General features: G+C 72.4%; 26 protein-coding genes. 16 read left to right on the top strand and 10 right to left on the bottom strand.

Going from position 1 to position 26,882, the window contains the following annotated elements:
- The first annotated feature begins 51 nt into the window (after positions 1-51).
- From K8U61_RS07120 to K8U61_RS07090, 7 genes are all read left to right on the top strand, one after another.
- Positions 52-1,293, top strand: a complete 1,242-nt coding sequence (locus K8U61_RS07120) for an amino acid ABC transporter substrate-binding protein (protein ID WP_224122302.1) — start codon at positions 52-54, stop codon at positions 1,291-1,293.
- Positions 1,293-2,177, top strand: coding sequence for a branched-chain amino acid ABC transporter permease (locus tag K8U61_RS07115; protein ID WP_224122301.1), 885 nt, complete (start codon positions 1,293-1,295; stop codon positions 2,175-2,177). Before K8U61_RS07120 ends, K8U61_RS07115 begins: the two co-directional genes overlap by 1 nt.
- The gene (locus tag K8U61_RS07110; RefSeq protein ID WP_224122300.1) at positions 2,174-3,991 is read left to right on the top strand and encodes a branched-chain amino acid ABC transporter ATP-binding protein/permease; all 1,818 of its coding nucleotides are present in this window, start codon (positions 2,174-2,176) and stop codon (positions 3,989-3,991) included. Before K8U61_RS07115 ends, K8U61_RS07110 begins: the two co-directional genes overlap by 4 nt.
- Positions 3,988-4,779, top strand: a complete 792-nt coding sequence (locus K8U61_RS07105; RefSeq protein WP_224122299.1) for an ABC transporter ATP-binding protein — start codon at positions 3,988-3,990, stop codon at positions 4,777-4,779. The genes K8U61_RS07110 and K8U61_RS07105 overlap by 4 nt, the downstream gene beginning before the upstream one ends.
- A 49-nt stretch (positions 4,780-4,828) precedes the next feature.
- The gene (locus K8U61_RS07100; RefSeq protein ID WP_224122298.1) at positions 4,829-5,794 is read left to right on the top strand and encodes an MsnO8 family LLM class oxidoreductase; all 966 of its coding nucleotides are present in this window, start codon (positions 4,829-4,831) and stop codon (positions 5,792-5,794) included.
- Positions 5,795-5,867: 73 nt separating this feature from the next.
- Positions 5,868-6,401 carry a SigE family RNA polymerase sigma factor gene (locus K8U61_RS07095; protein ID WP_224122297.1) on the top strand — a complete coding sequence of 178 codons (534 nt, stop codon included), beginning with the start codon at positions 5,868-5,870 and terminating at the stop codon, positions 6,399-6,401.
- Between the two features lies 1 nt (position 6,402).
- On the top strand, positions 6,403-7,167 hold the full coding sequence (locus tag K8U61_RS07090; protein WP_224122296.1) for a DUF881 domain-containing protein: 765 nt from the start codon (positions 6,403-6,405) through the stop codon (positions 7,165-7,167).
- Positions 7,168-7,246: 79 nt separating this feature from the next.
- On the opposite strand, the gene K8U61_RS07085 is transcribed toward K8U61_RS07090, so the two are convergent.
- Both K8U61_RS07085 and K8U61_RS07080 read right to left on the bottom strand, forming a co-directional pair.
- On the bottom strand, positions 7,247-7,843 hold the full coding sequence (locus K8U61_RS07085) for a class I SAM-dependent methyltransferase (protein ID WP_308043112.1): 597 nt from the start codon (positions 7,841-7,843) through the stop codon (positions 7,247-7,249).
- A gap of 41 nt (positions 7,844-7,884) precedes the next feature.
- Positions 7,885-8,745 (bottom strand): aldo/keto reductase family oxidoreductase, encoded by an 861-nt coding sequence (locus K8U61_RS07080; RefSeq protein WP_224122294.1) that lies wholly within the window; start codon positions 8,743-8,745, stop codon positions 7,885-7,887.
- Between the two features lie 102 nt (positions 8,746-8,847).
- On the opposite strand from K8U61_RS07080, the gene K8U61_RS07075 reads away from it, so the two are divergent.
- The gene (locus K8U61_RS07075) at positions 8,848-9,666 is read left to right on the top strand and encodes a helix-turn-helix transcriptional regulator (protein WP_224122293.1); all 819 of its coding nucleotides are present in this window, start codon (positions 8,848-8,850) and stop codon (positions 9,664-9,666) included.
- Here K8U61_RS07075 and K8U61_RS07070 read toward each other — a convergent pair.
- From K8U61_RS07070 to K8U61_RS07060, 3 genes are read right to left on the bottom strand one after another with little or no spacing between them, the layout of a single operon-like run.
- Entirely contained in the window at positions 9,659-10,639 is a 981-nt protein-coding gene (locus tag K8U61_RS07070; RefSeq protein WP_224122292.1) for a quinone oxidoreductase family protein, read from the bottom strand. The genes K8U61_RS07075 and K8U61_RS07070 overlap by 8 nt on opposite strands.
- Positions 10,636-11,442 carry a citryl-CoA lyase gene (locus K8U61_RS07065; protein WP_224122291.1) on the bottom strand — a complete coding sequence of 269 codons (807 nt, stop codon included), beginning with the start codon at positions 11,440-11,442 and terminating at the stop codon, positions 10,636-10,638. The genes K8U61_RS07070 and K8U61_RS07065 overlap by 4 nt, the downstream gene beginning before the upstream one ends.
- Positions 11,439-12,629 carry a CaiB/BaiF CoA transferase family protein gene (locus K8U61_RS07060; protein WP_224122290.1) on the bottom strand — a complete coding sequence of 397 codons (1,191 nt, stop codon included), beginning with the start codon at positions 12,627-12,629 and terminating at the stop codon, positions 11,439-11,441. Before K8U61_RS07060 ends, K8U61_RS07065 begins: the two co-directional genes overlap by 4 nt.
- A gap of 170 nt (positions 12,630-12,799) precedes the next feature.
- On the opposite strand from K8U61_RS07060, the gene K8U61_RS07055 reads away from it, so the two are divergent.
- On the top strand, positions 12,800-14,272 hold the full coding sequence (locus K8U61_RS07055) for an amidohydrolase family protein (protein WP_224122289.1): 1,473 nt from the start codon (positions 12,800-12,802) through the stop codon (positions 14,270-14,272).
- 25 nt (positions 14,273-14,297) lie between these two features.
- On the opposite strand, the gene K8U61_RS07050 is transcribed toward K8U61_RS07055, so the two are convergent.
- The gene (locus K8U61_RS07050; protein ID WP_224122288.1) at positions 14,298-15,092 is read right to left on the bottom strand and encodes an IclR family transcriptional regulator domain-containing protein; all 795 of its coding nucleotides are present in this window, start codon (positions 15,090-15,092) and stop codon (positions 14,298-14,300) included.
- A 92-nt stretch (positions 15,093-15,184) separates the two neighbouring features.
- Here K8U61_RS07050 and K8U61_RS07045 point away from each other — a divergent pair, with 92 nt between their 5' ends.
- Together K8U61_RS07045 and K8U61_RS07040 are read left to right on the top strand one after the other, a co-directional pair.
- The gene (locus K8U61_RS07045; RefSeq protein ID WP_224122287.1) at positions 15,185-16,081 is read left to right on the top strand and encodes a DODA-type extradiol aromatic ring-opening family dioxygenase; all 897 of its coding nucleotides are present in this window, start codon (positions 15,185-15,187) and stop codon (positions 16,079-16,081) included.
- A complete protein-coding gene (locus tag K8U61_RS07040) occupies positions 16,078-16,440 on the top strand; it encodes a hypothetical protein (protein WP_224122286.1) in 363 nt (120 codons plus the stop codon). Before K8U61_RS07045 ends, K8U61_RS07040 begins: the two co-directional genes overlap by 4 nt.
- Before the next feature lie 19 nt (positions 16,441-16,459).
- Here K8U61_RS07040 and K8U61_RS07035 read toward each other — a convergent pair whose 3' ends face one another.
- On the bottom strand, positions 16,460-17,056 hold the full coding sequence (locus K8U61_RS07035; RefSeq protein WP_224122285.1) for a cytidine/deoxycytidylate deaminase family protein: 597 nt from the start codon (positions 17,054-17,056) through the stop codon (positions 16,460-16,462).
- A gap of 24 nt (positions 17,057-17,080) precedes the next feature.
- On the opposite strand from K8U61_RS07035, the gene K8U61_RS07030 reads away from it, so the two are divergent.
- Genes K8U61_RS07030 through K8U61_RS25385 form a run of 3 tightly spaced genes read left to right on the top strand, consistent with a single transcriptional unit; the run spans position 17,081 to position 19,942 of the window.
- Positions 17,081-17,359, top strand: a complete 279-nt coding sequence (locus K8U61_RS07030; protein WP_224122284.1) for a hypothetical protein — start codon at positions 17,081-17,083, stop codon at positions 17,357-17,359.
- Positions 17,360-17,376: 17 nt separating this feature from the next.
- A complete protein-coding gene (locus tag K8U61_RS07025; RefSeq protein ID WP_224122283.1) occupies positions 17,377-17,775 on the top strand; it encodes a hypothetical protein in 399 nt (132 codons plus the stop codon).
- 4 nt (positions 17,776-17,779) lie between these two features.
- Complete coding sequence (locus K8U61_RS25385) at positions 17,780-19,942, top strand: DUF5005 domain-containing protein (RefSeq protein ID WP_224122282.1); 2,163 nt, start codon at positions 17,780-17,782, stop codon at positions 19,940-19,942.
- An 18-nt stretch (positions 19,943-19,960) separates the two neighbouring features.
- On the opposite strand, the gene K8U61_RS07015 is transcribed toward K8U61_RS25385, so the two are convergent.
- A complete protein-coding gene (locus tag K8U61_RS07015; protein WP_224122281.1) occupies positions 19,961-20,251 on the bottom strand; it encodes a YiaA/YiaB family inner membrane protein in 291 nt (96 codons plus the stop codon).
- An 83-nt stretch (positions 20,252-20,334) separates the two neighbouring features.
- On the opposite strand from K8U61_RS07015, the gene macS reads away from it, so the two are divergent.
- Both macS and K8U61_RS07005 read left to right on the top strand, forming a co-directional pair.
- Complete coding sequence (macS, locus tag K8U61_RS07010) at positions 20,335-21,468, top strand: MacS family sensor histidine kinase (RefSeq protein WP_224122280.1); 1,134 nt, start codon at positions 20,335-20,337, stop codon at positions 21,466-21,468.
- Positions 21,465-22,112 carry a response regulator gene (locus K8U61_RS07005; RefSeq protein WP_224122279.1) on the top strand — a complete coding sequence of 216 codons (648 nt, stop codon included), beginning with the start codon at positions 21,465-21,467 and terminating at the stop codon, positions 22,110-22,112. The genes macS and K8U61_RS07005 overlap by 4 nt, the downstream gene beginning before the upstream one ends.
- On the opposite strand, the gene K8U61_RS07000 is transcribed toward K8U61_RS07005, so the two are convergent.
- Positions 22,079-25,126 carry an MMPL family transporter gene (locus tag K8U61_RS07000; protein WP_224122278.1) on the bottom strand — a complete coding sequence of 1,016 codons (3,048 nt, stop codon included), beginning with the start codon at positions 25,124-25,126 and terminating at the stop codon, positions 22,079-22,081. The two genes, K8U61_RS07005 and K8U61_RS07000, sit on opposite strands and share 34 nt — an antisense overlap.
- Before the next feature lie 112 nt (positions 25,127-25,238).
- The gene (gene pgm, locus K8U61_RS06995; protein ID WP_224122277.1) at positions 25,239-26,879 is read right to left on the bottom strand and encodes a phosphoglucomutase (alpha-D-glucose-1,6-bisphosphate-dependent); all 1,641 of its coding nucleotides are present in this window, start codon (positions 26,877-26,879) and stop codon (positions 25,239-25,241) included.
- Positions 26,880-26,882: the final 3 nt, after the last annotated feature.

The raw sequence follows: 26,882 nt of genomic DNA, 5'->3' as shown, positions 1-26,882 counted from the left end.
GTTCACAAGACTGCGAGAGCCGCAATCGATTGCGGACCCCGAGGAGGAAGAATGTCCCACGTTTCGCTTCGCCACGGCTGGACCGCCGCGGCGCTGGCCGGAGTCCTGGCGCTCGGGCTGGCGGCTTGCGGTGATGACTCGAGCGGTGGAGGTGGTGGCTCCGACGCCACGATCCGCATCGGCTCGTCGCTCCCACTGACCGGTGAGTTCTCCCAGCCCGGCCAGGCGGCCCAGCAGGGCTACCAGGTCTGGCAGGAGATGGTCAACGACAACGGCGGCCTGCTCGGCCGCGACGTGGACGTCGTCGTCAAGGACGACGCGTCCAACCAGAACACCATCGTCTCCGACTACAACGCGCTGATCAGCCAGGACAAGGTCGACCTCCTTCTCGGGACCTTCTCCTCGCTGCTCAACCTGCCCGCCTCGGCGGTCGCCGAGAAGAACCAGATGCTGTACGTCGAGCCGGCCGGTGGGTCGCCCGAGATGTTCAGCCGCGGGTTCAAGTACCTCTTCTTCGCCCAGCAGGCGACCGCCGACAAGCAGGGCAAGCTCTTCGCCGAGTACCTCGCCGGACTGCCGGAGGACGAGCGGCCCAAGACCGCGGCGTACCCGACCATCGACGACCCGTTCGCGGCGCCGAACGTGGACGGCGTCCGGCAGATCCTGGAGGCCGCGGGCATCCAGACCGTCTACCAGGAGACCTACGCCACCGACACCAAGAACTTCGACTCGATCGTGACCGCCATCAAGGCCGCCGACCCCGACGTGGTCGTCCACGGTGCGGTCTTCGAGGACGGCGTCGGCCTGGTCCGCGCGATGCTCAAGGCCGGCTTCACCCCGGACTGGCTCTACCAGACGACGGCCCCCTCGCTCGGCAAGCAGTACGCCGACGCGATCGGCCCGGAGAACACCGAGGGCATCATGTTCGGCATCAGCCACGCGCCGACCGCGGACACCCCCGGCAACGCCGACTTCGTCGCGAAGTACAAGGAGATGTTCGACGGTCAGGAGCCGCCGGAGGACGCCGCCGACGCGTACGCCGCCGGTCAGGTCCTCCAGGCCGCGGCCGAGGGCGTCGGCAGCATCGACGACCAGGCGGCGATGGCCGACTGGCTGCGCGAGAACACCGTGTCGACGATCCTCGGTGACCTGACCTGGAACGACGACGGCTCGCCGAACGGCGACTTCCTCATCGGCCAGTGGCAGGGTGACTCCGTGCAGTTCGTGCTTCCGCAGGAGTTCGCCACCTCCGACGAGCTCATCCAGGGTTGGAAGCCCGGGGGCGCCAGCTGATGACCGAGCTGCTCCAGACCCTCGTCCTCGGCCTGCTGCTCGGCGGCGTCTACGCCCTCGCAGCGAGTGGACTGACCCTGATCTTCGGTGTCATGCGGGTGATCAACATCGCCCACGGTGCCTACGTGATCCTCGGAGCCTTCGTGACCTACTGGCTCTGGGACACCCTCGGCATCGACCCGTTGCTCGCCATCGTGATCACGACCCCGGTCGTCTTCGCGGTCGGCTGGGTCACCTACAAGGTCGCGGTCTCCCCGATCCGCAGCGCCCCGATGTCGTCGACCGTCCTGCTGACGTTCGGCCTGGCGCTCGTGCTCGAGGGGGTGATGGGCGAGGTCTGGGGCAACAACTCGACCGCGATCCGGCCGTCGTACGCCGACGAGTCCTTCACCGTCGGCGGCCTGTTCCTCCCGAAGGCGCAGGTGTACGGCGGCCTGATCGCCGTCGTGGTGCTCGTCGCCCTGTGGCTGCTGCTGACCAAGTCGTGGCTCGGCCGGGCGATCCGGGCGGCCGCGACCAACCCCGCGTCGGCGCAGCTGGTCGGCATCCGGGTCGCGTCCGTCGCGGCCCTGGTGTTCGGCATCGGCATCGCCGCCGCAGGGGCCGCGGGTGCGATCACCGGCGTGCTCTACCCGTTCGTGCCCGGGTCCCACTACCAGTGGATCGCCCGACTCCTGGCGATCGTGGTCCTCGGTGGCCTCGGCAGCCTCAACGGCGCCGTGCTCGGCGCGCTGATGTTCGGCCTCGCGGAGACCCTGACCGCGACGTACTGGTCACCCGCGTGGGCCACCGCGGTGCCTTACGCGATCGTCTTCGCGGTGCTCCTCATCCGTCCGCAGGGCCTGCTGGGCACCCGACTCCGAGAGGATGCTGTCGCCGCATGAGGATCCAGCCGATCTGGGTCGGGCGCGTGATCGCGATCGTCGCGGCCGCCCTGCTGGTCATCTACCCGATGGTCAGCGACGACATCTACTACCAGAACATGATCATCCTGTCGCTGGTCTTCGCGGTCGGTGCCAGCGGCCTCAACATCATCTCCGGGTTCGCCGGCTACGTGTCGCTGGGCCAGGGCGCGTTCATCGGCCTCGGCGGCTACACCATCGGTGTGCTGGCCGGGAAGATGCCGGACACGAACCCGTGGCTGTGGGTGCCACTCGCCGGCGTCGTCGCGTCCGCGGTGGCACTGGTGCTCGGGTTCGTGTCGCTGCGCTCGCGCGGCCCGTCGTTCGTGATCATCACCGTGGCGTTCCTCTTCCTCGTCCAGGTGATCGCGATCAACTGGGTGTCGCTGACCAACGGCACGGCGGGCCTGACCCTGCCGCTCCCGACGTGGGACCGCGACATCATCAACTGGCCGTTCTACTACGTGCTGCTCGGCATCCTCGCGGTGCAGGTGCTCCTGACCTGGTGGATCCGCCGGACCAAGCTGGGCATGGGCCTGATCGCGATCCGCGAGGACGAGACGAAGGCGGCCACGATCGGGATCAACCTGCCGATCGAGAAGATCATCGCCTTCATGGCCAGCGCCTTCATGGTCGGCATGGCGGGCGCGGTCTACGGCTACTACCTGACCTTCATCGACCCGCGCGGCATGTTCAGCATCCTGATCAGCGTGCAGCTGGTGCTCTCGATGCTGATCGGCGGCAAGGGCACCCTGTGGGGCCCGGTGGTCGGGGCGTTCCTCATCGAGTGGCTCAACGAGATGGCCAACAACGACTGGGGCGGTGGCAACGCGCGGCTGTTCCTCTTCGGTGGCCTGCTGGTCGGCGTCGTCATCTTCCTGCCGCAGGGCGTGCTCCCGGCCGTGCAGTCGGCGCTGGAGTGGAGCCGGACGCGCGGCAAGGCCGGTCTGGTCGGTGCCCGCATCGGCACCGGTGGCAGCCTGGCGTCGATCACCGACCGGGTGCAGCTGGTCGACCGCGCCGAGCTGCCCGACCGCCCGATCCTCGAGGTCAAGAACCTGCGCAAGCACTTCGGCGGCGTGAAGGCCGTCGACGGTGCGTCGTTCGCGGTGCCGGAGGGGTCGATCACCGGCCTGATCGGTCCCAACGGCTCGGGCAAGACCACGATCTTCAACCTGATCGACGACACCATCCGGGCAGACGCCGGCGAGATCTGGCTGGACGGCAAGCGGATCGACGGACGCCCCTCGTGGGACCGCGCGCACGCCGGCCTCGGCCGCACCTTCCAGATCACTCGGCTCTTCCGCGAGATGACGGTGCTCGAGAACGTCGTCGCCGTCCAGCGCAGCTTCTCCATCGGCCAGCTCGGGCGGATCGCCGTCAGCGGAGCGGAGGCCCGCGCGGCCGAGGAGCTGCTGGAGTACGTCGGCATGCGCGCCTTCCGCGACCAGAAGGCGCACGCCCTGTCCTACGGCCAGCAGAAGCTGGTCGAGCTCGCCCAGATCCTGATGCTCGATCCGAAGGTGATCCTGCTCGACGAGCCCGCCGGCGGCATCAACCCCGTGCTGATCGAGCGGATGTCCGAGATGATCCGTGAGCTCAACTCCTACGGGAAGACGTTCCTGCTCGTCGAGCACAACATGCCGTTCGTGCTGGGCCTGTGCGACCCGATCCACGTGCTCGCCCGCGGCCGCACCATGGCCACCGGCACGCCCGACGAGATCCAGCGCGACCCGGCCGTCATCGACGCCTACCTGGGCGATGACTTCGTGGTCGAGGAGAAGGTGGAGGCATGAGCGACCAGTCCAGCGCGGCTCCGATGCTGACCATGCAGGGCGTGGTCGCGGGGTACGGCGGCGGCGACGTCCTCCAGGGCGTCGACATCACCGTTCCCCACGGCTCGGTCGCCTGCATCGTGGGTCCGAACGGAGCCGGCAAGTCGACCGTGCTCAAGACGGTCAGTGGCCTGCTCAGCCCCCGGCTCGGCGAGGTCCACCTCCAGGGCGAGCCGATCCACCGCGCGTCCGCGGCGGACATCCTCGAGCGCGGCATCTCCCAGGTGCCGCAGTCGAACGCGCTCTTCCCCCACATGTCGGTGCGCGAGAACGTGCTCCTCGGCGCCTACATCATCCGGCGGAAGAAGGCCCTGGTGAAGGAGCGCTACGACCAGGTCGCCGACCTCTTCCCGATCGTCGCGGACCGGAGCAACGACAACGCGGGCAACCTCTCCGGCGGTCAGCGCCGGATGGTCGAGTTCGCGCGGTCCCTCATGCTCGACCCGGTGCTGCTGCTCCTCGACGAGCCGTCCCTCGGCCTCGACCCCAAGGCGCTGCAGTCGCTCTACGAGTCCGTGATGGTGCTGCGTGAGAACGGAAAGACGATCCTGATCGTCGAGCAGAACGTCCGGTTCGGCATGCGGATGGCCACCCACGGCATCGTCATGGAGTCCGGCAAGGTCGTCACCCAGCGCGATGCGGCGTCGATCCTCTCCGACCCGCACCTCGCCCAGATGTACTTCGGCGGCACCGTCGCCCCCGTCGAGGGCGAGGTCACGCCCGACGTACCGGTGGTCGGCGCCTCCTGAGGCGGTCGTCGCCGGGGAAGGACGCGGCGCGACAGGGCGTTGGGAGGCTGTGAGGCTCTCCCTGCTCGACCGCTCCCGCACCCGCGCCGGCCACCCCGACGCAGCGGCGCTGGAGGCCACGGTCCTCCGGGCCGAGCACGCCGAGTGGCTGGGCTACGACCGCTTGTGGGTGGCTGAGCACCACGCCGTACCCGGCATCGCGTCCGGCACGCCGGCGGTGCTGCTCGCTGCCATCGGCGCGCGTACGTCGCGGATCCGGATCGGCTCGGGTGGGGTGATGCTGCCGCTGCACCAGCCGCTCGTCGTGGCCGAGCAGTTCCTCGTCCTCGACGCCCTGCACCCCGGCCGGATCGACCTCGGCCTCGGCCGCTCGGTCGGCTTCACCCCACCCGTCCGCCGGGCGCTGCGCAGTGGCCTCGAGGCCGCCGACACCTTCGAGGAGGACCTCGACGAGCTCCGCGGCTACCTCGAGGGCACCGGCCCGGTCACCGCCCGCCCGGCCGCCGACCGCGCCGTCCCGATGCATCTGCTGGCCACCGGCCGCGGGATCGAGGTCGCCGCCCGCCACGGCCTCCCCGTCGTCGTCGGCGGCCCGGTCCTCGACTCCGAGGAGATCCCGGAGATGCTGCGCCGCTACCGCCGGGACTTCCGTCCCCACCGCGGCAGCACCCCCGGGGTCACCATCTCCCTCGACGTCACCGTGGCCGACGACGACGCCACCGCCCGCGACCTCGCCCTCCCCGAGGCGTGGGCGATGGCCATGTCCCGCCAGACCGGTGAGTTCCCACCGCTGGAGCCCGTCGCCGCCATTCGCGACGCCGACTGGCCGGCGCAGGTACGCCGCCGCGTCGAGGCCTCCCTCGACCGGGCCGTCGCCGGCAGCCCGGCCACGGTCGCGAAGCGGCTGGAGGTGCTGGCCGAGCGCACCGGCGCCGACGAGCTGATGGCCAGCACCTCGACGTACGACCGCGAGGCGCTGCTCGGCTCCGACCGCATGCTGCGCGACCTCGTCTAGCTCCACGGCTGCGAGCCGGTACGGTCCGGGACGCAACCTTCGCGGCGCGGCCCGCGTCAGGGTGGCGAAGGGGGTGCTCGATGGTGACCGCGAGCCAGCGACAGGCGCAGATGCGCCGACGTTCGAGGAGTACGCCGCGTCCGCGTGGCCGCGGCTGTATCGGACGGCCTACCTGCTCGCCGGCAGCCACGCAGACGCGGAGGATCTCGCCCAGCAGACGCTGGTGCAGGCCTTCCGCACCTGGGACAAGGTCAGCCGGGCGGACCAGCCGGCGGCCTACCTGCGCCGCATGATGACCAACCTCTACATCTCCGGGCGGCGGCCGAAGTCCCGCGGGTTGGAGCTGCTGACCGATGCCCCGCCCGAGCCGCGCCCAGGCGGCGGCTCGGCACTCGAGGACCGGCTCGTGCTGTGGCCGCACGTGGCGTCGCTCCCGCCGCGGCAGCGAGCGGTCATCGTGCTGCGCTACTACGAGCAGCTCAGCGAGCGCGAGATCGCCGAGACGCTGAGGTGCTCGACCGGCAACGTGAAGTCCACCGCGCACCGCGCGCTGAAGGCCCTGCGGGCCGCTCTCGGGTCCGACACGCACGAGGGAGAGGAGGCCTGAGATGGGGATCGAGCTGGAAGAGACACTGAGTCGCGAGCTGCACGAGGTGGCCGGCCGGCTGGCCGTGCCGCCGATGCCGGCGTTGCCTGCGCACGATTCCTCCGGCGGACGCCGGCCGAGCAGTCGAACCTGGGTGCCGCCGGTGCTCGTGGCCGCAGCCACGATCGTGGTGCTCGCTGTCGTCGGCCTGCTCGCCGCGCGGGAGGGCGGGCACGACCTGCAGCCGGCACCGTCCCCCGGCCCGACCGTCTCGCAGACCCCGAGCCGTGCCGCCGATCCGGACCCGCAACCGCACCGCGGGAAGATCCAGGATCCCGACGGCTCGATGCCGCGCACCGGGCCCGGGGTGACGGTCACCCTCGCCGACGCCCCGGAGAAGGTCATCGGCTCCACCGAGCTCGACCCGAACGTCCTCCTGGTGCACCAGCAGGACATCCGGGCGGTGATGAAGGCGATGTGGGAGGCCGGCGCGACCGCGGTCACGGTGCAGGGCCAGCGGGTCGTCAGCGCCAGCGACATCACGTGCGAGGGCGACACCGTGATCATCGACGGCGTGCCCTACCCCCAACCCTTCCGGATCTCTGCGGTCGGCGACCAGGATGCGCTCCTGGCCGCGATCGACGGCGACCCCTACCTGACGGTGTACCGGCAGCAGGCCGCCGACCCGGCGATCTCGGTCGGCTGGGACCTCCGGTCCGAGCCGAGCATCACCGCTCCCGCGTACGACGGCGTGCTCGACCTCGACGCCGGGCCTCGCCGCGACTGACGGTCCTGCCGCCGGGTCAACCGCCCACCGGCGGACCGCGCCGGTGCCGACGAGCTGATGGCTCGACGTGCAGCTGACGCTAGGAGTCCTCGCCCGACGGCTGGTGCCACTCGACCAGGTAGCGCCACATCGGCAGGCGTCGGTAGGTGCTGCTCGGCAGCGTTGCCTCCGCCATCGCGCGCACCTCTTCCCACGTGGCGGATGGGTCGGCCTTCGCTGTCGGGGCTTCCCAGGCGCGCATCCGGCGGGACAGCACCCGATGCGTCACGACGTCCCGGACCTCGTGCGCCAGGTCGCGCCAGCCACCGAACCGTCCGTACCCCAGGGTCAGCAGGATCCCGCCGGGAGCGAGGACCCGCGCAGCCTCTGCCAGGGCGCGTCCAGGATCCACGTGATGGAGCACCATCGTCATCGTCACCGCGTCGAACGACCCGTCCGCGAACGGCAGTGTCTCGGCGGAGCCGAGGACGTACCGCACGCTCGTCGTCGAGGCAGGCAGTACTGACGGGTCGTGGTCCACCCCGACGACGGTCCGATGCTCGTCCGCGACGAAGCGGCAGAAGGTGCCCTCCCCGCAGCCGACGTCGAGGAGTCGAGTCGTGGAGACGGGGATGCGGGAGGCGAGGAGCGGGAAGTAGTGCGTGTTGTGGTTCCACCGCTCTGCGAATGGGTGCACGCCGCTCGCTCTCACGCGGCACACCCTAGGCATACGGGCCGTCAGCGGCCGATCGCGTCGAGCTCGGTGACGTCCTCGGGGGAGAGCTCGAGGCCAGCGCCCGCGACGTTCTCACGCAGGTGGGCGACCGAGGACGTGCCCGGGATGAGCAGGACGTTGGGGGAGCGCTGCATCAGCCAGGCGAGCGCGACGGCCATCGGGGTGGCGCCGAGGCGGTCGGCCACGGCGGAGAGCTCGGAGGACTGCAGCGGGCTGAAGCCGCCGAGCGGGAAGTAGGGGACGTAGGCGATGCCCTGCTCGTTCAGGGCGTCGACGAGGTCGTCGTCCTCGCGGTGGGCGAGGTTGTACATGTTCTGCACCTGGACGATCGGCGCGATCGCCTGGGCCTCCTCGACCTGCCGGGTCGAGACTGTCGAGAGGCCGATGTGGCGGACCAGGCCCTCCTGCTGCAGCGCGGCCATCGCCTCCATCCGCTCGCCGATCGAGGCGGTCGGCTCGTCCATGATCCGCAGGTTCACCACGTCCATGGCGGGCAGGTCCAGGCGCTCGAGGTTGTCGAGCACGCCCTGACGGAGCTCGGCCGGGGACTGGGCGGGCAGCCAGTCGCCCTTCTCGTCGCGGCGGCCGCCCACCTTGGTGACGATCACGAGGTCGGCCGGGTAGGGGTGCAGCGCCTCGCGGATCAGCTCGTTGGTGACGTGGGGGCCGTAGAAGTCGCTGGTGTCGATGTGGTTGATGCCCAGCTCGACCACGGTGCGCAGCACCTCGAGCGCCGCGTCGCGGTCGGCGGGCGGACCGAAGACGTGCGGGCCGGCGAGCTGCATCGCGCCGTACCCGACCCGGGTGACCGTGTGGTCGCCCATCGTCCAGGTGCCGCCGGGGAGTGAAGTCGTGGTTGTCATGCCTCCACCGTGCCCCGTCGGCGCGCGGTCACCCAGCCCCCCGGTGTTCCTGGGAGTGACAGGACCAGGGACCGCGAGTGGCGCACGACTACCGTGGCTGGGGTGAGCGACGACAACCGCCTGGGCGACTATCTCCGCGCGCGGCGCGAGCAGGTCACGCCCGACGACGTCGGGCTCCCGACCCACGGCGTACGACGGGTGCCCGGCCTGCGCCGCGAGGAGGTCGCGATGCTCGCGGGCATCAGCGCCGACTACTACCTCCGGCTCGAGCAGGGCCGCGACCGCAACCCGTCGGTGCAGGTGCTCGAGTCGCTGTCCGGCGTGCTCCAGCTCGACGAGACCGCGACGGCCTACCTGCTCCAGATGGGCGCACCGCGTCCGCGCTCCCGCGCCCGCCGGGCCCGCCGCGAGACCGTCCCGCCCGGGATCGCGCAGCTGCTCGAGGTGGTCGGGCTGCCGGCGTTCGTGGAGGGTCGCTACCTCGACCTCCTGGCCGCCAACGCCCTCGCCACCGCGGTCAACCCCAACGTGCGCGTGGGGGAGAACCGCCTGCTCTCGATCTTCCTCGACCCGGCCGAGCGGGCGATCCACCCCGACTGGGAGCGCACCGCGCCGCGGCTCGTCGCGGGCTTCCGCAACCGGATCGGCGGCGACGTCGACGACCCGCGCGTGGTCCAGCTGGTCGGCGAGCTGTCGCTGGCCAGCGAGGAGTTCCGCCAGGCGTGGGCGCGTCACGACGTGAAGCCGGTCCAGAGCCGGTCGATCCGGATGGACCACCCGCAGGTCGGGGAGATCACCCTCTCGATGTCCAAGCTGGCGATCGAGGGCACCGACGGCCTGATGCTCGTCGTCCAGCACCCCGAGCCGGGGACGGACGCCGTCGAGAAGCTCGCCCTCCTCGGCTCGCTCGCCGTCAGGTGAAGGTGACGACCGCGCGCCCGTGCACCTCGCCGCGGGCCTGACGGGTCCACGCGGTCGCGACGTCCTCGACGTCGAACACCTCGTGCGGCGCCCGCAGCCGGCCGGCCGCCGCGTGCTCCTCGATCGCGGTCAGCGCCGCGAGCCGCTGCTCGGCGGTGAGGTCGTTGTTGGTGTAGCCGCGGACCTCCCGCGACCCGGAGCGCAGGTGGGTCGAGGAGTACGTCGCGGTCGGCGCGGCGCTCGACCCGAGGTTGACCAGCCGCCCACGAGGGGCGAGGCAGAGGGCAGCGGCCGAGGACGGCACCCCGCAGAGCGGGTCGAGCACCACGTCGACCTCGCCGACGACGTCCCTCATCCGGGCGGCGAGCCCGTCCACGTCGTCGTCGCGGGAGAGCGGGACGAAGCCGTCGGCGCCAAGCGCCAGCGCGGCGTCCTCGGCGCCCGGCTCGATGGCGGCGCCGAAGACCGCGGAGGCGCCGAGCAGCCGGGCCGCCTGGAGCCCGACGGTCCCGACCACGCCGCTGCTGCCGAGGACCAGCACCCGCTCGCCGGCGGCCAGCTCTCCGCGCAGCGCCAGGGCGGTCCATGCCGCGATCGCCGAGAGCCCGAGAGCGGCCAGCTGCGCGTCGGCCACGGTGCCCGCGACCGGGACCAGGTCCGCGTCGGCGACGACGGCCAGCTCCGCCATCCCGCCGTCGCCGGGCGCCATCCCGGCCGACGTCGGGAACCACACCCGGGTGCCGGGGGACAGCCGCGACGACGAGCGGACGACGCCGACCGCCTGGACCCCCGGGACGTACGGCGTCGCGGGCGCGCCGAAGTAGGAGGTGCCGCTGGCGCAGAGCAGGTCGAGCGGCGTGATCGGCGCGGCCGTCACCTCGACGAGCGCCTGGCCCTCGCCGGCGACCGGTTCGTCGACCGCGACCGGGTGCGGCGGCTCGCCGCAGGTGTGCAGGTGGGCGGCGCGTATCACTCGTCCGCGGCCGTCGGGTCGACGTAGACGGCGTGCCGCTCGACGTCGGCGAACACGGCAGCCGCGACGCGGTGGCCGCGCACCTCCTCGGCGATGTGGCCGAGCAGGCCGGCGCACCGGGCGAGCAGCACCACGCCGCGCAGGAGCTCGATCGGGATCCCGATGTCGGCCAGCGCGGCACCGCAGGCACCGGCGCCGTTGAGCGGCAGCGCCTTGCCGGTCACCTCGGGCGCCACGCGGCCGACGGCCTCGAAGAGCGCGAGGTGCGGGCCGAACTGTCCCTCCTCCCGCGCGATCGCGAAGAGCACCGGCGTGCGCGGGTCGCCCTCCTTGTGCAGGTGGTGACCGAGGCCGGGGACGAAGCGTCCGGCCGCCCGCTGGGCGCGGACGGCGTCGGCGGCCACCGCGTCCCAGCCCGCCTCGGTCGTCGGCAGCTCGTCGAGCTCCGCGAGCGCGTCGGCGAGGAAGCGGCCCGTGTCCTCGCTCACGCCGAGGAAGCGCGACCCTCCCCCGAGCAGCCCGGAGGCGAGCGCGCCCTGGATCGACTCCGGCGCGCTGAGGTAGGTCATCCGCGCGGAGATCGCCGTCGGGGTGAACCCGTGGTCGGCCAGCGCGACCAGCACCGCCTCGAAGACCCGTGCCTGCTGGGGCGTCGGCTCCTCGAGGGTGATCAGCTGGAAGGCCAGGTGCCCGAAGCTGACCCTGCCGATCAGGTCCGCGGACAGGTCGCGGCCGAGCAGCGAGATGGTGTGCAGGTCCGAGACGCCGAGCGAGGTGCCGTACGTCGGGTGGTCGTCGGTCACGGGAGCTCCTGGGCGGTGTGCGGCGGTACGTCGTCGTGCGGGTGCGGCCCGAAGCCGAGCCAGCGGCGGATCTCCTCGCCGTGGTCGTCGAGCCCCGGGGGCGGGAGGTCGTAGCGGGCGGGGGTCGCGCTGAAGCGGATCGGGTTGCGCACGGTCGGGATGCCGCCGACCTCGACGACCGGCTCCAGGCCCAGCGACTCCGCGAGCTCGACCCCGCCGCGCACGTCGTTGATCGGGCCGCAGGGGATCCCGGCGTCGCTGAGCTCGGCGAACCACTCCTGGGCGGTCCGGGTCGCCAGCCGCTCGAGCAGCAGCGGTCGCAGCTCCTCGCGGTGGTCGTTGCGGTCGCCGACGGTGGCGAAGCGGGGGTCGTCGGCGAGCTCGGGCGCTCCGAGGGCCTGCACGAGCCGGCGGTACTGCCCGTCGTTGCCGGCCGCGATCACGAGGTCGCCGTCGCCGGTCGCGAGCGGCTCGTAGGGGAAGAGGCTGAGGTGGGAGTTGCCCATCCGGTGCGGGACGACGCCGCCGGCGACGTACGCCGAGGTCTGGTTGACCAGCGACGACATCGCGGTCGAGAGCAGGTTGGTCTCGACGTGCTGGCCCTCGCCGGTCACCTCGCGGTGGCGGAGCGCGGCGAGGATGCCGATCACCGAGTGCAGGCCGGTCATCACGTCGAAGACCGAGATGCCGGCCCGGAAGGGCTGGCCGTCGGGGTCGCCGGTGAGGTCCATGAGCCCGGACATCGCCTGCACGAGCAGGTCGTAGCCGGGCAGGTGGGCGCCGCCGGTGGAGCCGAAGCCGCTGATCGAGCAGTAGACCGCCCGCGGGTTGCGGGTCGCGACGTCGTCGTACCCGAGCCCGAAGCGGTCGAGGCCGCCGGGCTTGAAGTTGTGGATCAGCACGTCCGCCCGGGTCGAGAGCTCGTGCGCCACGGCGAGGTCGTCGGCGTCCTTGAGGTCGAGCACGATCGAGCGCTTGTTGCGGTTGATCGCGAGGTAGTAGGTGCCGGTGTCGTCGCGCCGCGGCGGGACCCAGTGGCGGGTGTCGTCGCCGGCCGGGCTCTCGACCTTGACCACGTCGGCGCCGAGGTCGGCCAGGAGCATCGTGGCGTAGGGCCCGGCGAGCACCCGGGAGAAGTCGGCGATCAGCACGCCCTCGAGCGGGGGTCGACCTGGGCTGGTGGGCACCGCGACACTCCTCCACAGTTTTGCGGACAACTGTCCGCCAATCTCGCGCGCGCTCACCGACGCTGTCAAGTGGGGGTCGGAACCCTTGACAGGTGACCGGCGTTACACGACGCTGATCGCAAAACGGACATTTGTCCGCGACCTGCCCATCGCCCGGAGGTAGACCCGAGATGACCACCACCGCCGACGTCACCACCACCTCGGCCACCGCCCTGGTCAACGCTCCCGCGGTGGTGTTCCGCGGCGGCACCGTGCTCACCATGGACGACCGGCGCACGGTGCTGGCCGACGTCGACGTGCTGGTCGTCGGCGACCGCATCGCCGCGGTCGGACCGGCGCTGGAGGTGCCGGAGGGCACCGCCGAGGTCGACGCCGGCGGCGGCATCGTGATGCCCGGCATGATCGACACCCACCGGCACATGTGGCAGACCGCGGTGCGCGGCTACGGCGCCGACTGGACGCTCACCCAGTACTTCGTGTGGAACTACCTCGAGCACGGCCGGAAGTTCCGGCCCCAGGACGTCTACGCCGGCAACCTGCTCAGCGGGCTCGAGGCACTGGAGGCCGGCGTCACCACGAGCGTCGACTGGTCGCACAACCTGCACACCGTCGACCACGCGGACGCCGCGGTCGACGCGCTGGAGGAGGTCCCGGGTCGCTTCGTCTTCGCCTACGGCAACATCCAGGCCGGGCCGTGGGAGTGGTCGACCACCCCGGAGTTCCGGGACTTCGTCGAGCGCCGGATGAAGCGCACCGACATGCTCGGCTTCCAGATGGCCTTCGACGTCACCGGCGACCCGGAGTTCCCGGAGCGGGCCGCGTTCGAGGTCGCGCGCGAGCTCGACGTACCGGTCACGACCCACGCGGGCGTCTGGGGTGCGACCAACGACGACGGCATCCGGCTCATGCACGAGCACGGCTTCATGACCCCGCAGACCGTCTACGTCCACGCCGCCTCGCTCAGCGACGACTCGTACCAGCGGATCGCCGCGAGCGGCGGCACCGCCTCGGTCGCCTCCGAGAGCGAGTCGACCTGCGGCCAGGGCTACCCGTCGAGCTGGGCGCTGCGCCGGCACGGCATCCCGATCTCGCTCTCGATGGACACCAGCGTCTGGCAGAGCGCCGACATCTTCTCCGCGATGCGCGCCACGCTGTCCGCCGACCGCGCCCGCGAGCACCACGAGGCGCACGCGGCCAGCGAGACCGTCACCCACCTCGGGGTCCGGGCCGCCGACGTCGTCGAGTGGGCGACCCGCGGCGGCGCGCGGGCGCTCGGCCTGGACGACCAGGTGGGCAGCATCGAGGTCGGCAAGAAGGCCGACGTGGTGCTGGTCAAGAACGACGCGTCGCCGGTGATGTTCCCGATCCTCAACCCCTACGGCCACGTGGTCTACCAGGCGCAGCGCGGCGACGTGCACACCGTCGTGGTCGACGGCCGGGTCGTGAAGCACGAGCACCGGCTCGTCGGTGCCGACCTCGCGAAGGCGCGCCGCGCGATCGAGGAGACCGTGGACCACCTGCGCGACAGCCTGGGCGAGGAGGACTGGGTCGCGGGCATGAACCCCGAGATCCCGGAGTCGAAGGTGCTCGACAACCCCTACACCTACACGTCCTACGCCGACTCCTCGACGCACAGCCGCTGACGTGCCGGTCGACGCAGGGGAGCGGTCAGCTCCCGCGCTGCGGCCGCGCCTGCCACAGCGCCCAGTCGGCGGCGATCTGGCTCGCGGCGTGCAGCAGCATCGGCAGGTAGTCGCCGGTCAGCGTGTCGACGCTGGTCTCGGCCGCGTGGACGGTGACGTTCATGGCGGCCCGGACCTGTCCCTCGCCGTCGCGCACGGGGACGGCGATCGACCGGATCCCGCGCGCCAGCTCCTCGTCGGCGAGGGCCCAGCCGCGGGCGCGCACCGTGCGGAGCTCCTCGGCGAAGGCGGCCTCGTCGTACGCCGGGTCGGGCAGGCCGGAGCGGGTCGGCTCGGCGAGCACCCGGGCCCGCTCGTCCTCGGGGAGCGCGGCCAGCAGGACCTTGCCCTGCGAGGTCTCCACGGCCGGGAAGCGGGTGCCGATGTCGACCCGCAGCGCGATGATCTTCGGGACCGCGACCCGCGCGACGTAGACGATGTCGGACCCGTCGAGCTGGGACATCGACGACGACTCCCCGGTCCGCGCGACCAGCGCCTCCAGGTGCGGGCGGGCCATCTCCCACAGGCCGAGCGAGCTGGCGTAGGCCGACCCGAGCCGGAGCACCTGCGGGGTGAGCGCGAAGCTGCCGCCGTTGGAGCGCACGTAGCCGAGCTCCTCGAGGGTGAGCAGCAGCCGGCGCGCGGTCGGCCGCGCGAGGTCCGTCGCCGTGGCCACCTCGGCGAGCGTCATCGTCCGGTGGTGGGCGTCGAAGCACGCGAGGATGTCCAGCCCGCGCGCGAGCGCCTCCACGAAGTCGGGCCCACTTCCTCTGCCTGCCATGCGCAGATGTTCGCACAGCGGACGCTCAGAGGACACCTGCGTGCGGCGAACCGCCGTCATGCGGACATCTGTACGACCGAGAGGACAGCCTGATGGCGAAGCTGGTGGCGATCCTGGCCACGACCCACCATCCCTTCTACTTCAAGACGAGCCAGCTGCCCCCGGAGGAGGCGCCGCCGTTCGCGGCTCCCTGGGTCAGCGCCGTCGAGGCCTACCGGGAGACGCTGACCCGGGCGCGGCCCGACGTGCTGGTGATGGTCGGCTCGGACCACTTCCACCAGCTGTGGCTCGACAACATGCCGCAGTTCCTGATCGGCAAGGCGCCGTACTACGACGGCAACTGGGAGAACGAGATGCGGGAGTTCGGGCTCCCCAAGCTCTTCTTCAAGGGTCACGAGGAGCTCTCGGCCTACATGCTGCGCGAGGGCATCGACAAGGGCTTCGACCTCGCCTTCTCCAACGAGCTGCGCGTCGACCACTCGGTGACCTGCCCGATCTTCACGGTGCGCCCCCAGAACGACCTGCCGATCGTGCCGATCTACACCAACATCTTCGCCCCGCCGCTGCCCCGCCCCGAGCGGTTCGTCCAGCTGGGGAAGACGATCCGCGAGATCATCGACGCCTGGCCGAGCGACCTGCGGGTCGCGGTGATCGGCACCGGCCACCTCTCCCTGGAGCTCGGCGGCCCGCGCCAGTTCGGCCCGCACGGACCGGACCCGGAGTTCGACGCCCGGGCGGTGCGGTGGATCGCCGACGGCGACATCGACGGCTGCCTCTCGAGCGTGACCCTGGACAGCCTCCACGCGCCCGGCAACGCCACTCACGGGTTCATGGACTTCATGCTGATGATGGGGATCGCCGGCCACACCCGGGCCGACTACGCCGACAACCTCGACCTCTTCCACACCATGGAGGCGTACTTCACCTGGTACCCCGACCCTTCCCTCATCGACGGGCCGCCGCTGACCTCGAAGGGAGCGCTCCTGTGAGCAAGTACCTCGTCAACAAGTTCCTCTTCACGATCGACCGCGACCACGAGCTCACCGAGCGCTACCGCGAGGACCCGGCCGGGACCGTCGCCTGGTGGGAGGCCGAGGAGGCCAACCGCCTGCTCAACTGCATCGACGCGGAGAAGAGCACCTGGCTCTCCTTCACCGACGCCGAGCGGACGGCGCTCACGACCCACGACCACGTCGCGCTCTTCGAGATGGGCGCCCACCCGTTCCTCACGCTCACGCTGTGGATCGCGATGTTCGAGCGCGACTTCGACGAGCCGCTGGGGATGCAGCTCGACTACGCCGCCAAGCTCGCCCACCTCGGGCTGCCCTACCCGGACATCGCCACCTGACGGCGGCCCGGGCACGGGCTCAGGCGTGCGGGATCCCGTGCCCGCCCTTGCGGGACTGGTAGGTGCCGGAGAGCTCGTCGTACGTCGCGCGCAGCCGGTCGACCCGCTCGGCCAGCGCGGGGCTGGTCGCGACCGCGGCCGCCAGGTCGTGGGTGGTGAAGAAGTCGTTGACCCGGTTGTAGAGGTCGCGGCCGGGAGCCGGCACGGGCCGGTCGGGGTCGGGCACGGCGTAGACGCCGCGCAGGATCGCGATGTCGTGCGGGATCGCGAAGGAGTCCTGGGTGTCGGCGTAGTCGAAGAGGTACCAGCACTCGGAGAAGCCGCCCCACGCCAGGCCGGAGAGGCACAGCGAGCACGGCTCGTGGGTCGCCAGGAAGACGCAGTCGCCGGGTACGGGGCGGTCCTCTGCCGGCAGCTCGTGGAAGCGCTTGATGGCGTGGATCTCCCCGTGCCACAGGGGGTTCTCGATCTCGTTGTTGGTCTCGGCGACCACGACCGAGAGGTCGGAGCGGCGCAGGATCGCGGCGCCGAAGACCTTGTTGCCGCGGGCCACGCCCTCCCGGGTCAGGGGAACGACGTCGTGCTCGATGACCTCGAGGAGGCGGGCGTGGTCCATGGCGCAGATCCTAGGATCTGCGCCATGCGGGAGGCCCGGTGGATCGTCGTGCTCCTCGGCTTCCTCGTCGCCTGTCTCCTCGTCGCAGCCCTGGTCTCCGGCTCCCCGGTCGGCGTCGGCGGGGCCGTGGTGGCGTCCGCCGCCCCGGTCTGCTGGTGGCGTGGCGACCGCGCCCGGGACCGCGGAGCGCGCACCGGCGACCGCACGGCGTACCTCGCCGAGTTCGCCTGGTCGGTGGTCGCGGTCTGCCTGCTCGGCACCGGCTACGCCGTCCTGGTCCTGGCGCTGTCGCACGGCTGGTGATCCGGCATCCTTGTCCCATGCGCTTCACCGAGCACGAGCTGACCGCGGCCCTCACCGGGACGGCCAAGAGCGTCCTCGGCGCGCAGGACCGCGACGTGCGCAAGGGCCGCCGGACCGAGGAGGAGGCCTGGGAGGCGCTGACCCGCTTCGAGCGCTTCCAGCTCCTCGACGGCCTCGGCGACCAGCTGCTCGCGACCCTGGTCGCGCTGCCCGACGTGGACGTCGAGCCGGGGACGACACCGTCCTACACCGACGAGCAGGTCACGGCGGCCGTCGAGGCCCAGCTCGGCGAGGAGGGTGGCCGGCTGCGGCGCGCGGCGCTGCTCAAGGGCCGGGTCGCGCTGGTCCAGCTGGCGCTGTCCCACCTGCCGCCGCGCCAGGACCCGGACGCCCTCATCGTCCCCGACCACCTCTGAGCCGGTGCGCGCGCGACGGCTCCTGCTCGCGGGCTGCCTCCTGGTCGTGCTCGTGCAGGCGGTGCTGCTCGCGACGATGGCCCGCGGTGGTGGCGACCGCGAGCCCCACGACGTCCCGATCCTGATCGCCGCGCCGGCGGTGGTCGCCCACCAGCTGGCCACCGAGGCGAACGCCATGCCCGCCGATCCCTTCGACGCCACGTGGACGGACGACGCCGCCGACGCCCGCGGCCAGGTCGAGGACGGCGAGGTCGTCGCGGCCGTGCTGGTCGACCTCCGCGGCACCCGGGACGTCGTGCTCGTCCACGCCGCCCTCGACGACGACCTGACCGACGCCGTCGTCGACCGGGTGCGGGCCGTGGAGAAGAGCCGAGACCGGACCGTCGAGGTGCAGCGGCTCGCGCCGTCGGACGCAGGCGGCGCCTCCCGGATCCGGTGGTACGCCCTGTGCTGCGGCCTCCTCGGCCTCGCCTTCGCCCTGGCCGTGTCGCTCACCCGCGGCCCGGTGGCGGCGTCGGCCGCACGCGGCGTGGTCCGGGTCGTCGGCCTGGGCGCGGCGTCGCTCGGAGGCGCCGCCCTCCTCCAGCTGGTGCCGGCGCTGCGACTCCCCGGCCACCACCTCGCCGTCGTCGCCATCGGGGCGGCCCTGTCGTTCGCGCTCGGCGCGATCACGTTCGCCCTGGAGGCGCTGCTCGGTCTGGTGGGACTCGTCGCGATGGCCGCGACGACCTTCCTGCTCTCGACCCCGCTGCTCTCCGGCACCAGCCGCTACCTGCTGCCCACGCCGTGGCCGACCGTGACGCCGTGGCTCCCGTGCGGTTCCGCCCTCGACGCGCTGGCCGACGTGGCCTACCTCGACCCGGGCCGGAGCACGCGGTCGGTCCTGCTGCTCGCGGGGGCCGGCGCCCTCGCGGTCGTCGCGCTGCTCCTGGCCCGCTGGCTGCGCGACACCCCCGACGAGACCGATGCCGCCGGGACGGGCACGCACCTGTCGCTGCGGCACTGGCGGGCATGGGTCGTCGGGGCCGTCGTACCGCTGGGTGTGCTCATGGGCGTCGCGGTCTCGGTGGTGCCGACGGCGCTCGCCGGTACGCCGTTCCTGCCCAGCCAGGCCTCGGAGACGTCCTGCGTCCAGGACGCCAGCACTGCCCGGAGCGTGCCGGACCTCAACCACCAGATCGCCTCGCTCCAGGGCACCCCGGCCTTCAAGGGCGCCGACGTCGGCGCGGACGTCCAGCTGCAGGACGGGCGCTTCCTGCTGGTCTTCGGCGACACCCTGCGCGGCCCGTCCTTCGACGGCCCGACCTGGGCGCGCAACTCGATGATGCTGTGGGACACCGACTGCGTGTCGGTGGTGCTGCCGCACTCGAAGGGCGCGCTGATCCCGGACCGTGCCGACGGTGTCGGCTACTGGCCGATGTCGGTGGCCGTGGCGCACCGCCCGGGCTACGACCTGGTCGTCGTCTCCACCCAGCGGGTCGCGACCACCGGAGGTGGGTCCTTCGACTTCGCCAACGTGGGTCCCGCACTCGCGGTCTTCGTGGTCGAGGCCGGCGGCACCCCGCAGCTGATCGCGACCGAGGACGTCGGCGCGGACGACTCCGACACCGGCCGCCCCGAGTGGGGCGCCGCGCTGGCCGGGACCGGCGACACCGACGACGACTGGCTCTACCTCTACGGCACCGCCCGCGAGGAGGACGCGACGACGCCCGGCTTCACGCTCCAGGTGGCGCGGGTGCGCCCCGACGACGTGCTCGAGACCGAGGACTGGCGCTACTGGGACGGGTCCCGGTGGCAGCGCGACGCGGGCAGCGCCGCCGTGGTGCTGCCGGCGGCGGACGGGGTGTCGCAGACGCTCAGCGTCTTCCGCCAGGGCGACCGCTGGTACGCCCTGAGCAAGCTGGGCGGGGACATCGGCGACCAGGTCGCGATCTGGACGGCGCCCGGACCGACCGGGCCGTTCACGCTCTCCGGGCCGGTGGCCACGCTGCCGACCGACCCGGACAGCGGCGAGGTCACCTACATGCCGCTCGCGCACCCGCAGATCCTCGACCGGCCCGGGACGATGGTGGCGTCGTACAGCCGCAACAACACCGACGCGAAGTCGGTGGAGGCGGACCCGACGCTCTACCGGCCCCGGTTCCTGCGGATCCGGCTGCCTCACTGAGCGGGCTCGCCGCTCCCGTCAGACGGCCTCCTTCCACGGGTCGTGGTCGGCGAGGATCCGGTCGACGCGAGCCTGGTCGAGCCGGGAGACGACGTACTGGCTCTCCTGGGCGTCCCGGACGCACTTCGCGAGGCTGAAGGAGGAGGTCACGAGGAAGACGGTGCCGAGGGCGAGGAAGGCCTTGGGCCACGGGTCGGCCGGGAGGTAGTAGACGGCGACGAGCATCGTGAAGAGGGCCAGTCCGAAGGCGATCGCGGACTGGGCGTAGAAGGCGGCGGTGTTCTTGGCGGCGGGCGCTTTGCTGTCCATGGGTCAACCCTCGGCCGCGCGGCGGGGCGCCGGCATCCGCACGGGTACTCAGGTTCGTGGCGCCTCGGTGCGAGACTGCCCGCGTGAGCTCGTGGACCTCAGCCGCGTCGATCGCGATCAAGGACCGGATGTTCCGAGCTCTCGCCGTGCTCCGGGCCATCGTCCTGGTCAACGCGGTCGTGCTCAACATCGTCCGCGCCGACGAGTTCACCCGGCCGGCCGCGGGCGCGGCGTGCGTCGGCGTGATGGTCGGGTGGAGCGCCATCGCCACCTGGGCGTACGGCGACCGCAGCCGGCGCGGCCTGCCCCTGCTGGTCGCCGACCTGGCGGTCGCCGTCGGGCTGCTCGCGGTCACGCCGCTGGTCAAGGGCGCCGACGACAGCTCGAGCGTGCCCGGCTTCTGGGTGATGGGCGCGCTCTTCGCGTGGGCGATCCAGTACCGCCTGCTCGGTGGCCTGGTCGCCGGCGTGCTCCTGGCCGGGGCCGACCTGCAGCGGCAGTCGATCGACGCCTCCGACTACGGCAACGCCTTCCTGCTCGTCATCGGCGGCCCGGTGCTCGGCTACCTCTGCGACTCGCTGCAGCAGATGGCGACCGAGCGCGACGTCGCCGAGCGGGAAGCGGCGATGGCCGCCGAGCGGGCGCGGCTGGCGCGCGTCGTGCACGACGGCGTGCTCCAGGTGCTGGCCCTGGTCCAGCGTCGGGGCAAGGAGCTGGGCGGTGAGGCCGCCGAGCTCGGTCGCCTCGCCGGGGAGCAGGAGCGCGAGCTGCGCACCCTGATCCGCGCGCAGGACGCCCTGACCGCACCGGGCGGCGGCACGATGGACCTCGGTGCGGAGCTGGCCCGGCTCGAGCACGGCCGCAACGTGACCGTCTCCGGCCCGGCCGACCCGGTCGACCTGCCGGCCGCCACCGTCCGCGAGCTCGTCGCCGCGACCGGCGCCTGCCTCGACAACGTCCGCGAGCACGTCGGCGCCGACGCCCCGGCCTGGGTGCTGCTGCAGGCCTTCCCCGACCGGGTCGAGGTCGCGGTCCGCGACGACGGCCCCGGCATCCCGGACGGCAGGCTGGCCGAGGCCGCCGCCGAGGGCCGGCTCGGCGTCACCGAGGCGATCCGCGGCCGGGTCGCCGACCTCGGCGGCACCGCCGAGCTGACCAGCGGCTCCTTCGGCACCGAGTGGGAGCTCGTCGTACCCCGAGGAGGAACACAGGCATGAGCATCCGGGTGATGGTGGTCGACGACCACCCCATGTGGCGCGACGCGGTCGAGCGCGACCTCGCCGACGCGGGGCTCGACGTCGTCGGCGTCGCGGCCGACGGCCGGCAGGCGCTGGCCCGCTTCGCGGCCGTGCGCCCGGAGGTCGTGCTGCTCGACCTGCAGATCCCCGAGCCGGACGGCGTGGCGGTCACCGCCGCGATGGTCGAGCAGGACCCGGAGGTGCGGGTGCTGATCCTCTCCGCCTCCGGCGAGCAGGCCGACGTGCTCGCCGCGGTGAAGGCCGGCGCCACCGGCTACCTGGTGAAGTCGGCCTCGCGCGAGGAGCTCCTCGCCGCCGTACGGCGGGTCGCCGACGGCGACCCGGTCTTCACCCCGGGGCTGGCGGGCCTGGTGCTGGGCGAGTTCCAGCGGATCTCCGAGGCGCCCGAGCCCGACCCGCTCGAGCCGCGGCTGACCGACCGGGAGACCGAGGTGCTCAAGCTCGTGGCGAAGGGGATGAGCTACCGGCAGATCGCCGAGCGGCTCGTGCTCTCGCACCGGACGGTGCAGAACCACGTGCAGAACATCCTCGGCAAGCTCCAGATGCACAACCGGGTCGAGCTGACCCGCTACGCCATCGAGCGCGGCCTCGACGAGGAGTAGTCCTCGTCGTCGGGCCCGGACGGGACCTCGGCCTCGGGCTCGCCCTCGATCGAGACGTGCGGCAGCAGCCGATCGAGCCACCGCGGCAGCCACCAGGCCGCGCGGCCGAAGAGCACCAGGGCCGCGGGCGCGAGGGTGACGACGAGGATCCCCGCCAGCAGCACCGCGACCGAGAGGCCGACACCGAACTGCTTGATGGTCGGGTCGGCGTTGAGGATGAAGCTCCCGAAGACCGTCGTCATGATCAGGGCCGCCGTGGTGGTGATCCGCGCGCTCGCGCCCAGGCCCGACCGCACCGCCTGCCGTGGCTCCTCGCCGGCGTGGTGGTGCTGCTGCACGTGGCTGACCAGGAAGACCTCGTAGTCCATCGAGAGCCCGAACAGCGCGGCGAACATCATCAGCGGCACGTAGCTCGCGATCGGTACCGAGCTGTCCGCGGTGTCGATGCCGAGCAGCGAGACCGCCCAGCCCCACTGGAAGGCAGCGGTGAGCACGCCGAAGGCGGCCGCGGCCGACAGCACGTTGGTGACCGCCGCCTGCAGGGGGATCAGCAGCGACCGGAAGGCGATCATCAGCAGCACGAAGCCCAGCAGCACGACGGTCCCGATGACGAGCAGCAGGCGCGCCGAGATCAGGGAGGCGAGGTCGACGTACGACGCCGTGTAGCCGCCGACGTACGACGTGATGCCGCCGCCTTGGTTGGTCTCCGGGAGCACCGTGTCGCGGACGTGCTCGACCAGGTGGGCGGTGTCGTCGGAGGCGGGTGCGGTGCTCGGGACGGCCGAGAGCAGGACGACGTCGCCCTTCGTGTTCAGCTGCGGTGGCGTGAGGGTGACGACGCCGGCGGTGCCGGACAGGCCGTCCTGCAGGTGGACGACGCGGGGGTCGGTGCCGCGCGGGTCGCCGCCCGCCTGGGTCACCATGGCGGTCAGCTCCTTCTTGAGCTGCTTCGCCTGCTTCTCCTCCTGCTGGGCCTGCTGCTGCTCGGCCCTCAGGTCGTCGGCCTGCTGCTGGAGCTGGTCGCCCTGCCGCTGGAGGCTGTCGGCCTGCTGCTGGAGCTGGTCGCCCCGGCGCTGGAGCTCGGCGGCCCGCTCCTCGAGCGTGGCCTGCTGCGCGCGGAGGTCGTCGGCCTGCCGCTGGAGCTCGTCGGCCTGCCGTTGGAGGTCGGCCGCTTGTGCCTCCAGCCGCCGGGCCTGGTCGGCGAGGCGTCGGGCCTGCGCCACGAGGGGCGCGAGCTGCCGGCGCACCGCCGCCTCCCGGGCGCGGACGTCGGCCAGTCGCGCCCGCAGCCGGGCCACCCGGTCCGGGTGACCCGCGGCCCGGTCGATGCGGCGCTCGAGCACCCGCTCGCGGACCAGGAGGCGTGCCAGCTCGCGGGCGAGGGGCGCGATCCGGGCGGCCCGGGCGCGGGCCCGGCGTTCGAGCGCGGACTTCTCCGACTCGAGCCGGGCCTGCTTCGCCTCCAGCTCCTGCTGCTGCCGCTGGAGGTCGGCGCCCTGCTGCTCGAGGTCGGCCTTCTCCGACTGGAGCGAGTCCGCCTGCCGCTCGAGCGTCGCCTGCTCGGACTGGAGCTGCGACTTCTGCTGCTCGAGCGAGGCCTGCTCGGCCTCGAGCCTCTGCTGCTCCTTCGGCAGCTGCTTCTGCTTCTTCTCCAGGTCCTGCTGGAGCGAGGTCGCCTGGTCGTACTTCTGCGTGTACGCCTCGCTCGGCGCCGCGACCGGGTCGAGCCGGGAGGCGACCTGGAGCGGACCGTTGTAGCCGACGCCGAAGCCGGCCGCGACCAGGTCGTAGGCCTGCCGCTCGGTGGTCTCCGGCGACGTCGCCCCGATGTCCTCCTGGCCGAGCTCCAGGCTGAAGACCGGGACGATCAGCGGCGCGAGCGCGGCCAGGGAGAGCAGCGCGACGGCGAGCGGGTGGCGGCGTACGACGCCGGCCCAGCGCGCCCACAGCCCGGCTCCGTGGCGGCCGCGCGGTCGGAGGAAGGCGGGCAGCGAGAGCCAGGCGATCCGGTGGCCGAGCAGGCCGAGGAAGGCCGGCAGGAGGGTGATCGCGACCAGCACCGCCGCCACGACCGCGATCGCGGCCGCCAGGCCGAGGGTGCTGACGAGGGGGATGCCCGCGACGCCGAGGGCGAGGAGGGCGATCACGACCGTGCACCCGGCGAAGACGATCGCGCTGCCGGAGGTGGCGACCGTCCGGGCGATCGAGTCGACGACGTCCATGCCGTCGCGCAGGTGGTCCTGGTGACGGGTGATGAGGAAGAGCGCGTAGTCGATGCCGACACCGAGGCCGATCATCGTGGCCAGCGTCGGGCCGCTCGTCGGGACCGCGAGCACGTGCCCGAGCAGCCCGACCGTGGCGAGCGCGACGCCGAGCCCGACCACGGCCGAGACGATCGGCAGCCCCATCGCGACCAGGCTGCCCAGCACGAAGCTGAGGATGATCATCGCGGCGATGATGCCGACGACCTCGCTGGTCTCCGACTCGTCCGTGGAGAGCGTCGTACCGATGGATCCGCCGGCGGCGGTGGTGATCCCGGCCTTCTGCGCGGGCTCGGTCGCGTCCAGGACCCGCTGCGCGAGCTCCTCGGTCAGGTCGCCGGACCCGATGTCCATCAGCACCGGCGCGAACGCCGTCTGTCCGTCGTCCGAGAGCAGCCCGGCCGTCTGGCCGCCGCTGCTGACCGGGTTGGTGACGCTGTGGACGTGCGGCAGCTTGCGCATCGCCTTGACGGAGTCGACGACCGCCTGGTGGTAGCGGTCGTCGGTCAGCCTCCCGTCGGTCACGTCGAAGACGATCGGGTTGACGCCGTTCTGCTGCGGCGGGAAGCGCTCCTCGAGCAGGTCCTTCGCCGCCTGGCTGCCGGTGCCCGGCAGGGACAGGTCGTTGCCGGTCTGGGCGCCGATCGTGGCCACCGCGGTGCCGACGCCGACCGCGACCAGCACCCACACGGCGACGACGACCAGCCCGTGCCGGGCGCAGAAGGAGCCGAGAGCGTGCAGCAGACGGCCCACTGAATCCTCCAACTCCCCGACCCCCGAGCATGTCGGGGGCCGGGCGGGAGGTGCCCGGGATGCGGGACCGCGTCCCCGATCTGGGGTATTCGCGCGGTGGGTGCTTGCGTGGTCAGCCCAGGGCGGTGTCGACCACCGACTTCGCCTCCTCCTGCACCTGGGCGAGGTGCTCGGGGCCGCGGAAGGACTCGGCGTAGATCTTGTAGACGTCCTCGGTGCCGGACGGGCGGGCGGCGAACCACGCGGACCCGGTGGTCACCTTCAGGCCGCCGATCCTCGCGCCGTTGCCGGGCGCCTCGGTGAGCTTGGCGGTGATCGGCTCGCCGGCCAGCTCGGTCGCGGTCACCGCGTCCGGGGAGAGCGCCGCCAGCGCCGCCTTCTGCTCACGCGAGGCGGCCGCGTCGATGCGGGCGTACGCCGGCTCGCCGTGCTCGGCCACCAGGTCGGCGTACCGCTGCGACGGCGTCTCGCCGGTGCGGGCCAGGATCTCCGAGGCGAGCAGCGCCAGGATGATGCCGTCCTTGTCGGTCGTCCAGACCCCGCCGTCGCGGCGCAGGAAGGACGCTCCGGCCGACTCCTCGCCGCCGAAGCCGAACGAGCCGTCGATGAGGCCGGGCACGAACCACTTGAAGCCGACCGGCACCTCGACGAGCTCGCGCCCGATCGAGGTGGCGACGCGGTCGATCATCGAGGAGGAGACCAGGGTCTTGCCGATCCGGGCGCCGGCCGGCCAGTCCGGCCGCGCCCCGCCGAAGAGGTAGCCGATCGCGACCGCGAGGAAGTGGTTGGGGTTCATCAGCCCGGCGTCCGGAGTCACGATGCCGTGCCGGTCGGAGTCGGCGTCGTTGCCGGTCGCGATGTCGTAGCGGTCCTTCTGGGCGATCAGCGACGCCATCGCCGAGGGCGACGAGCAGTCCATCCGGATCTTGCCGTCCCAGTCGAGGGTCATGAAGCGCCAGGTGGGGTCGACGAGCGGGTTGACCACGGTCAGGTCGAGGCCGTGCCGCTCGGCGATCTCGCCCCAGTAGGCCACCGACGCGCCGCCGAGCGGGTCGGCGCCGATCCGCACCCCGGCCGCCTTGATCGCGTCGAGGTCGACCACGTGCGGCAGGTCGTCGACGTAGGTCCCCAGGAAGTCGTACGCCGACGCCGCGGCCCGGGCCCGGGCGAAGGGCACCCGCTGCACACCGTCGAGGCCGGCCCGGATGAGCTCGTTGGCGCGGGCCGCGATCACCGACGTGGCGTCGGAGTCGGCCGGGCCGCCGTGGGGCGGGTTGTACTTGAAGCCGCCGTCGTACGGCGGGTTGTGGGACGGCGTGACGACGATCCCGTCGGCCAGCCCGCCGCCCGTGACCCGCCCGGCGTTGGCGCGCAGGATCGCGTGCGAGACCGCCGGCGTCGGCGTGTAGCCGTCGCGGTCGTCGACGAGGACGGTGACGTCGTTCGCGGCCAGCACCTCCAGCGCCGAGGCCCAGGCCGGCTCGGAGAGGCCGTGGGTGTCGCGGCCGAGGAAGAGCGGTCCGTCGTACCCCTGCGAGCGGCGGTAGTCCACGATCGCCTGGGTCGTGGCCAGGATGTGGGTCTCGTTGAAGGCCGTGCGCAGCGACGAGCCGCGGTGGCCGCTGGTGCCGAAGGCGACCTGCTGGTCGGGATCCTCCGGATCCGGGACGCCGGTGTAGTAGGACGTCACCAGGTGGGCGACGTCGACCAGGTCGGCGGGTTCGGCGGGCTGTCCGGCACGAGGGTCGCTCATGGG

The sequence above is a fragment of the Nocardioides mangrovi genome, assembly GCF_020073815.1.
Classification (GTDB): Bacteria; Actinomycetota; Actinomycetes; order Propionibacteriales; family Nocardioidaceae; genus Nocardioides; species Nocardioides mangrovi.
The sequence above is the reverse complement of the archived record's forward strand: the minus strand, read 5'-3'. Positions and strand labels throughout refer to the sequence as shown.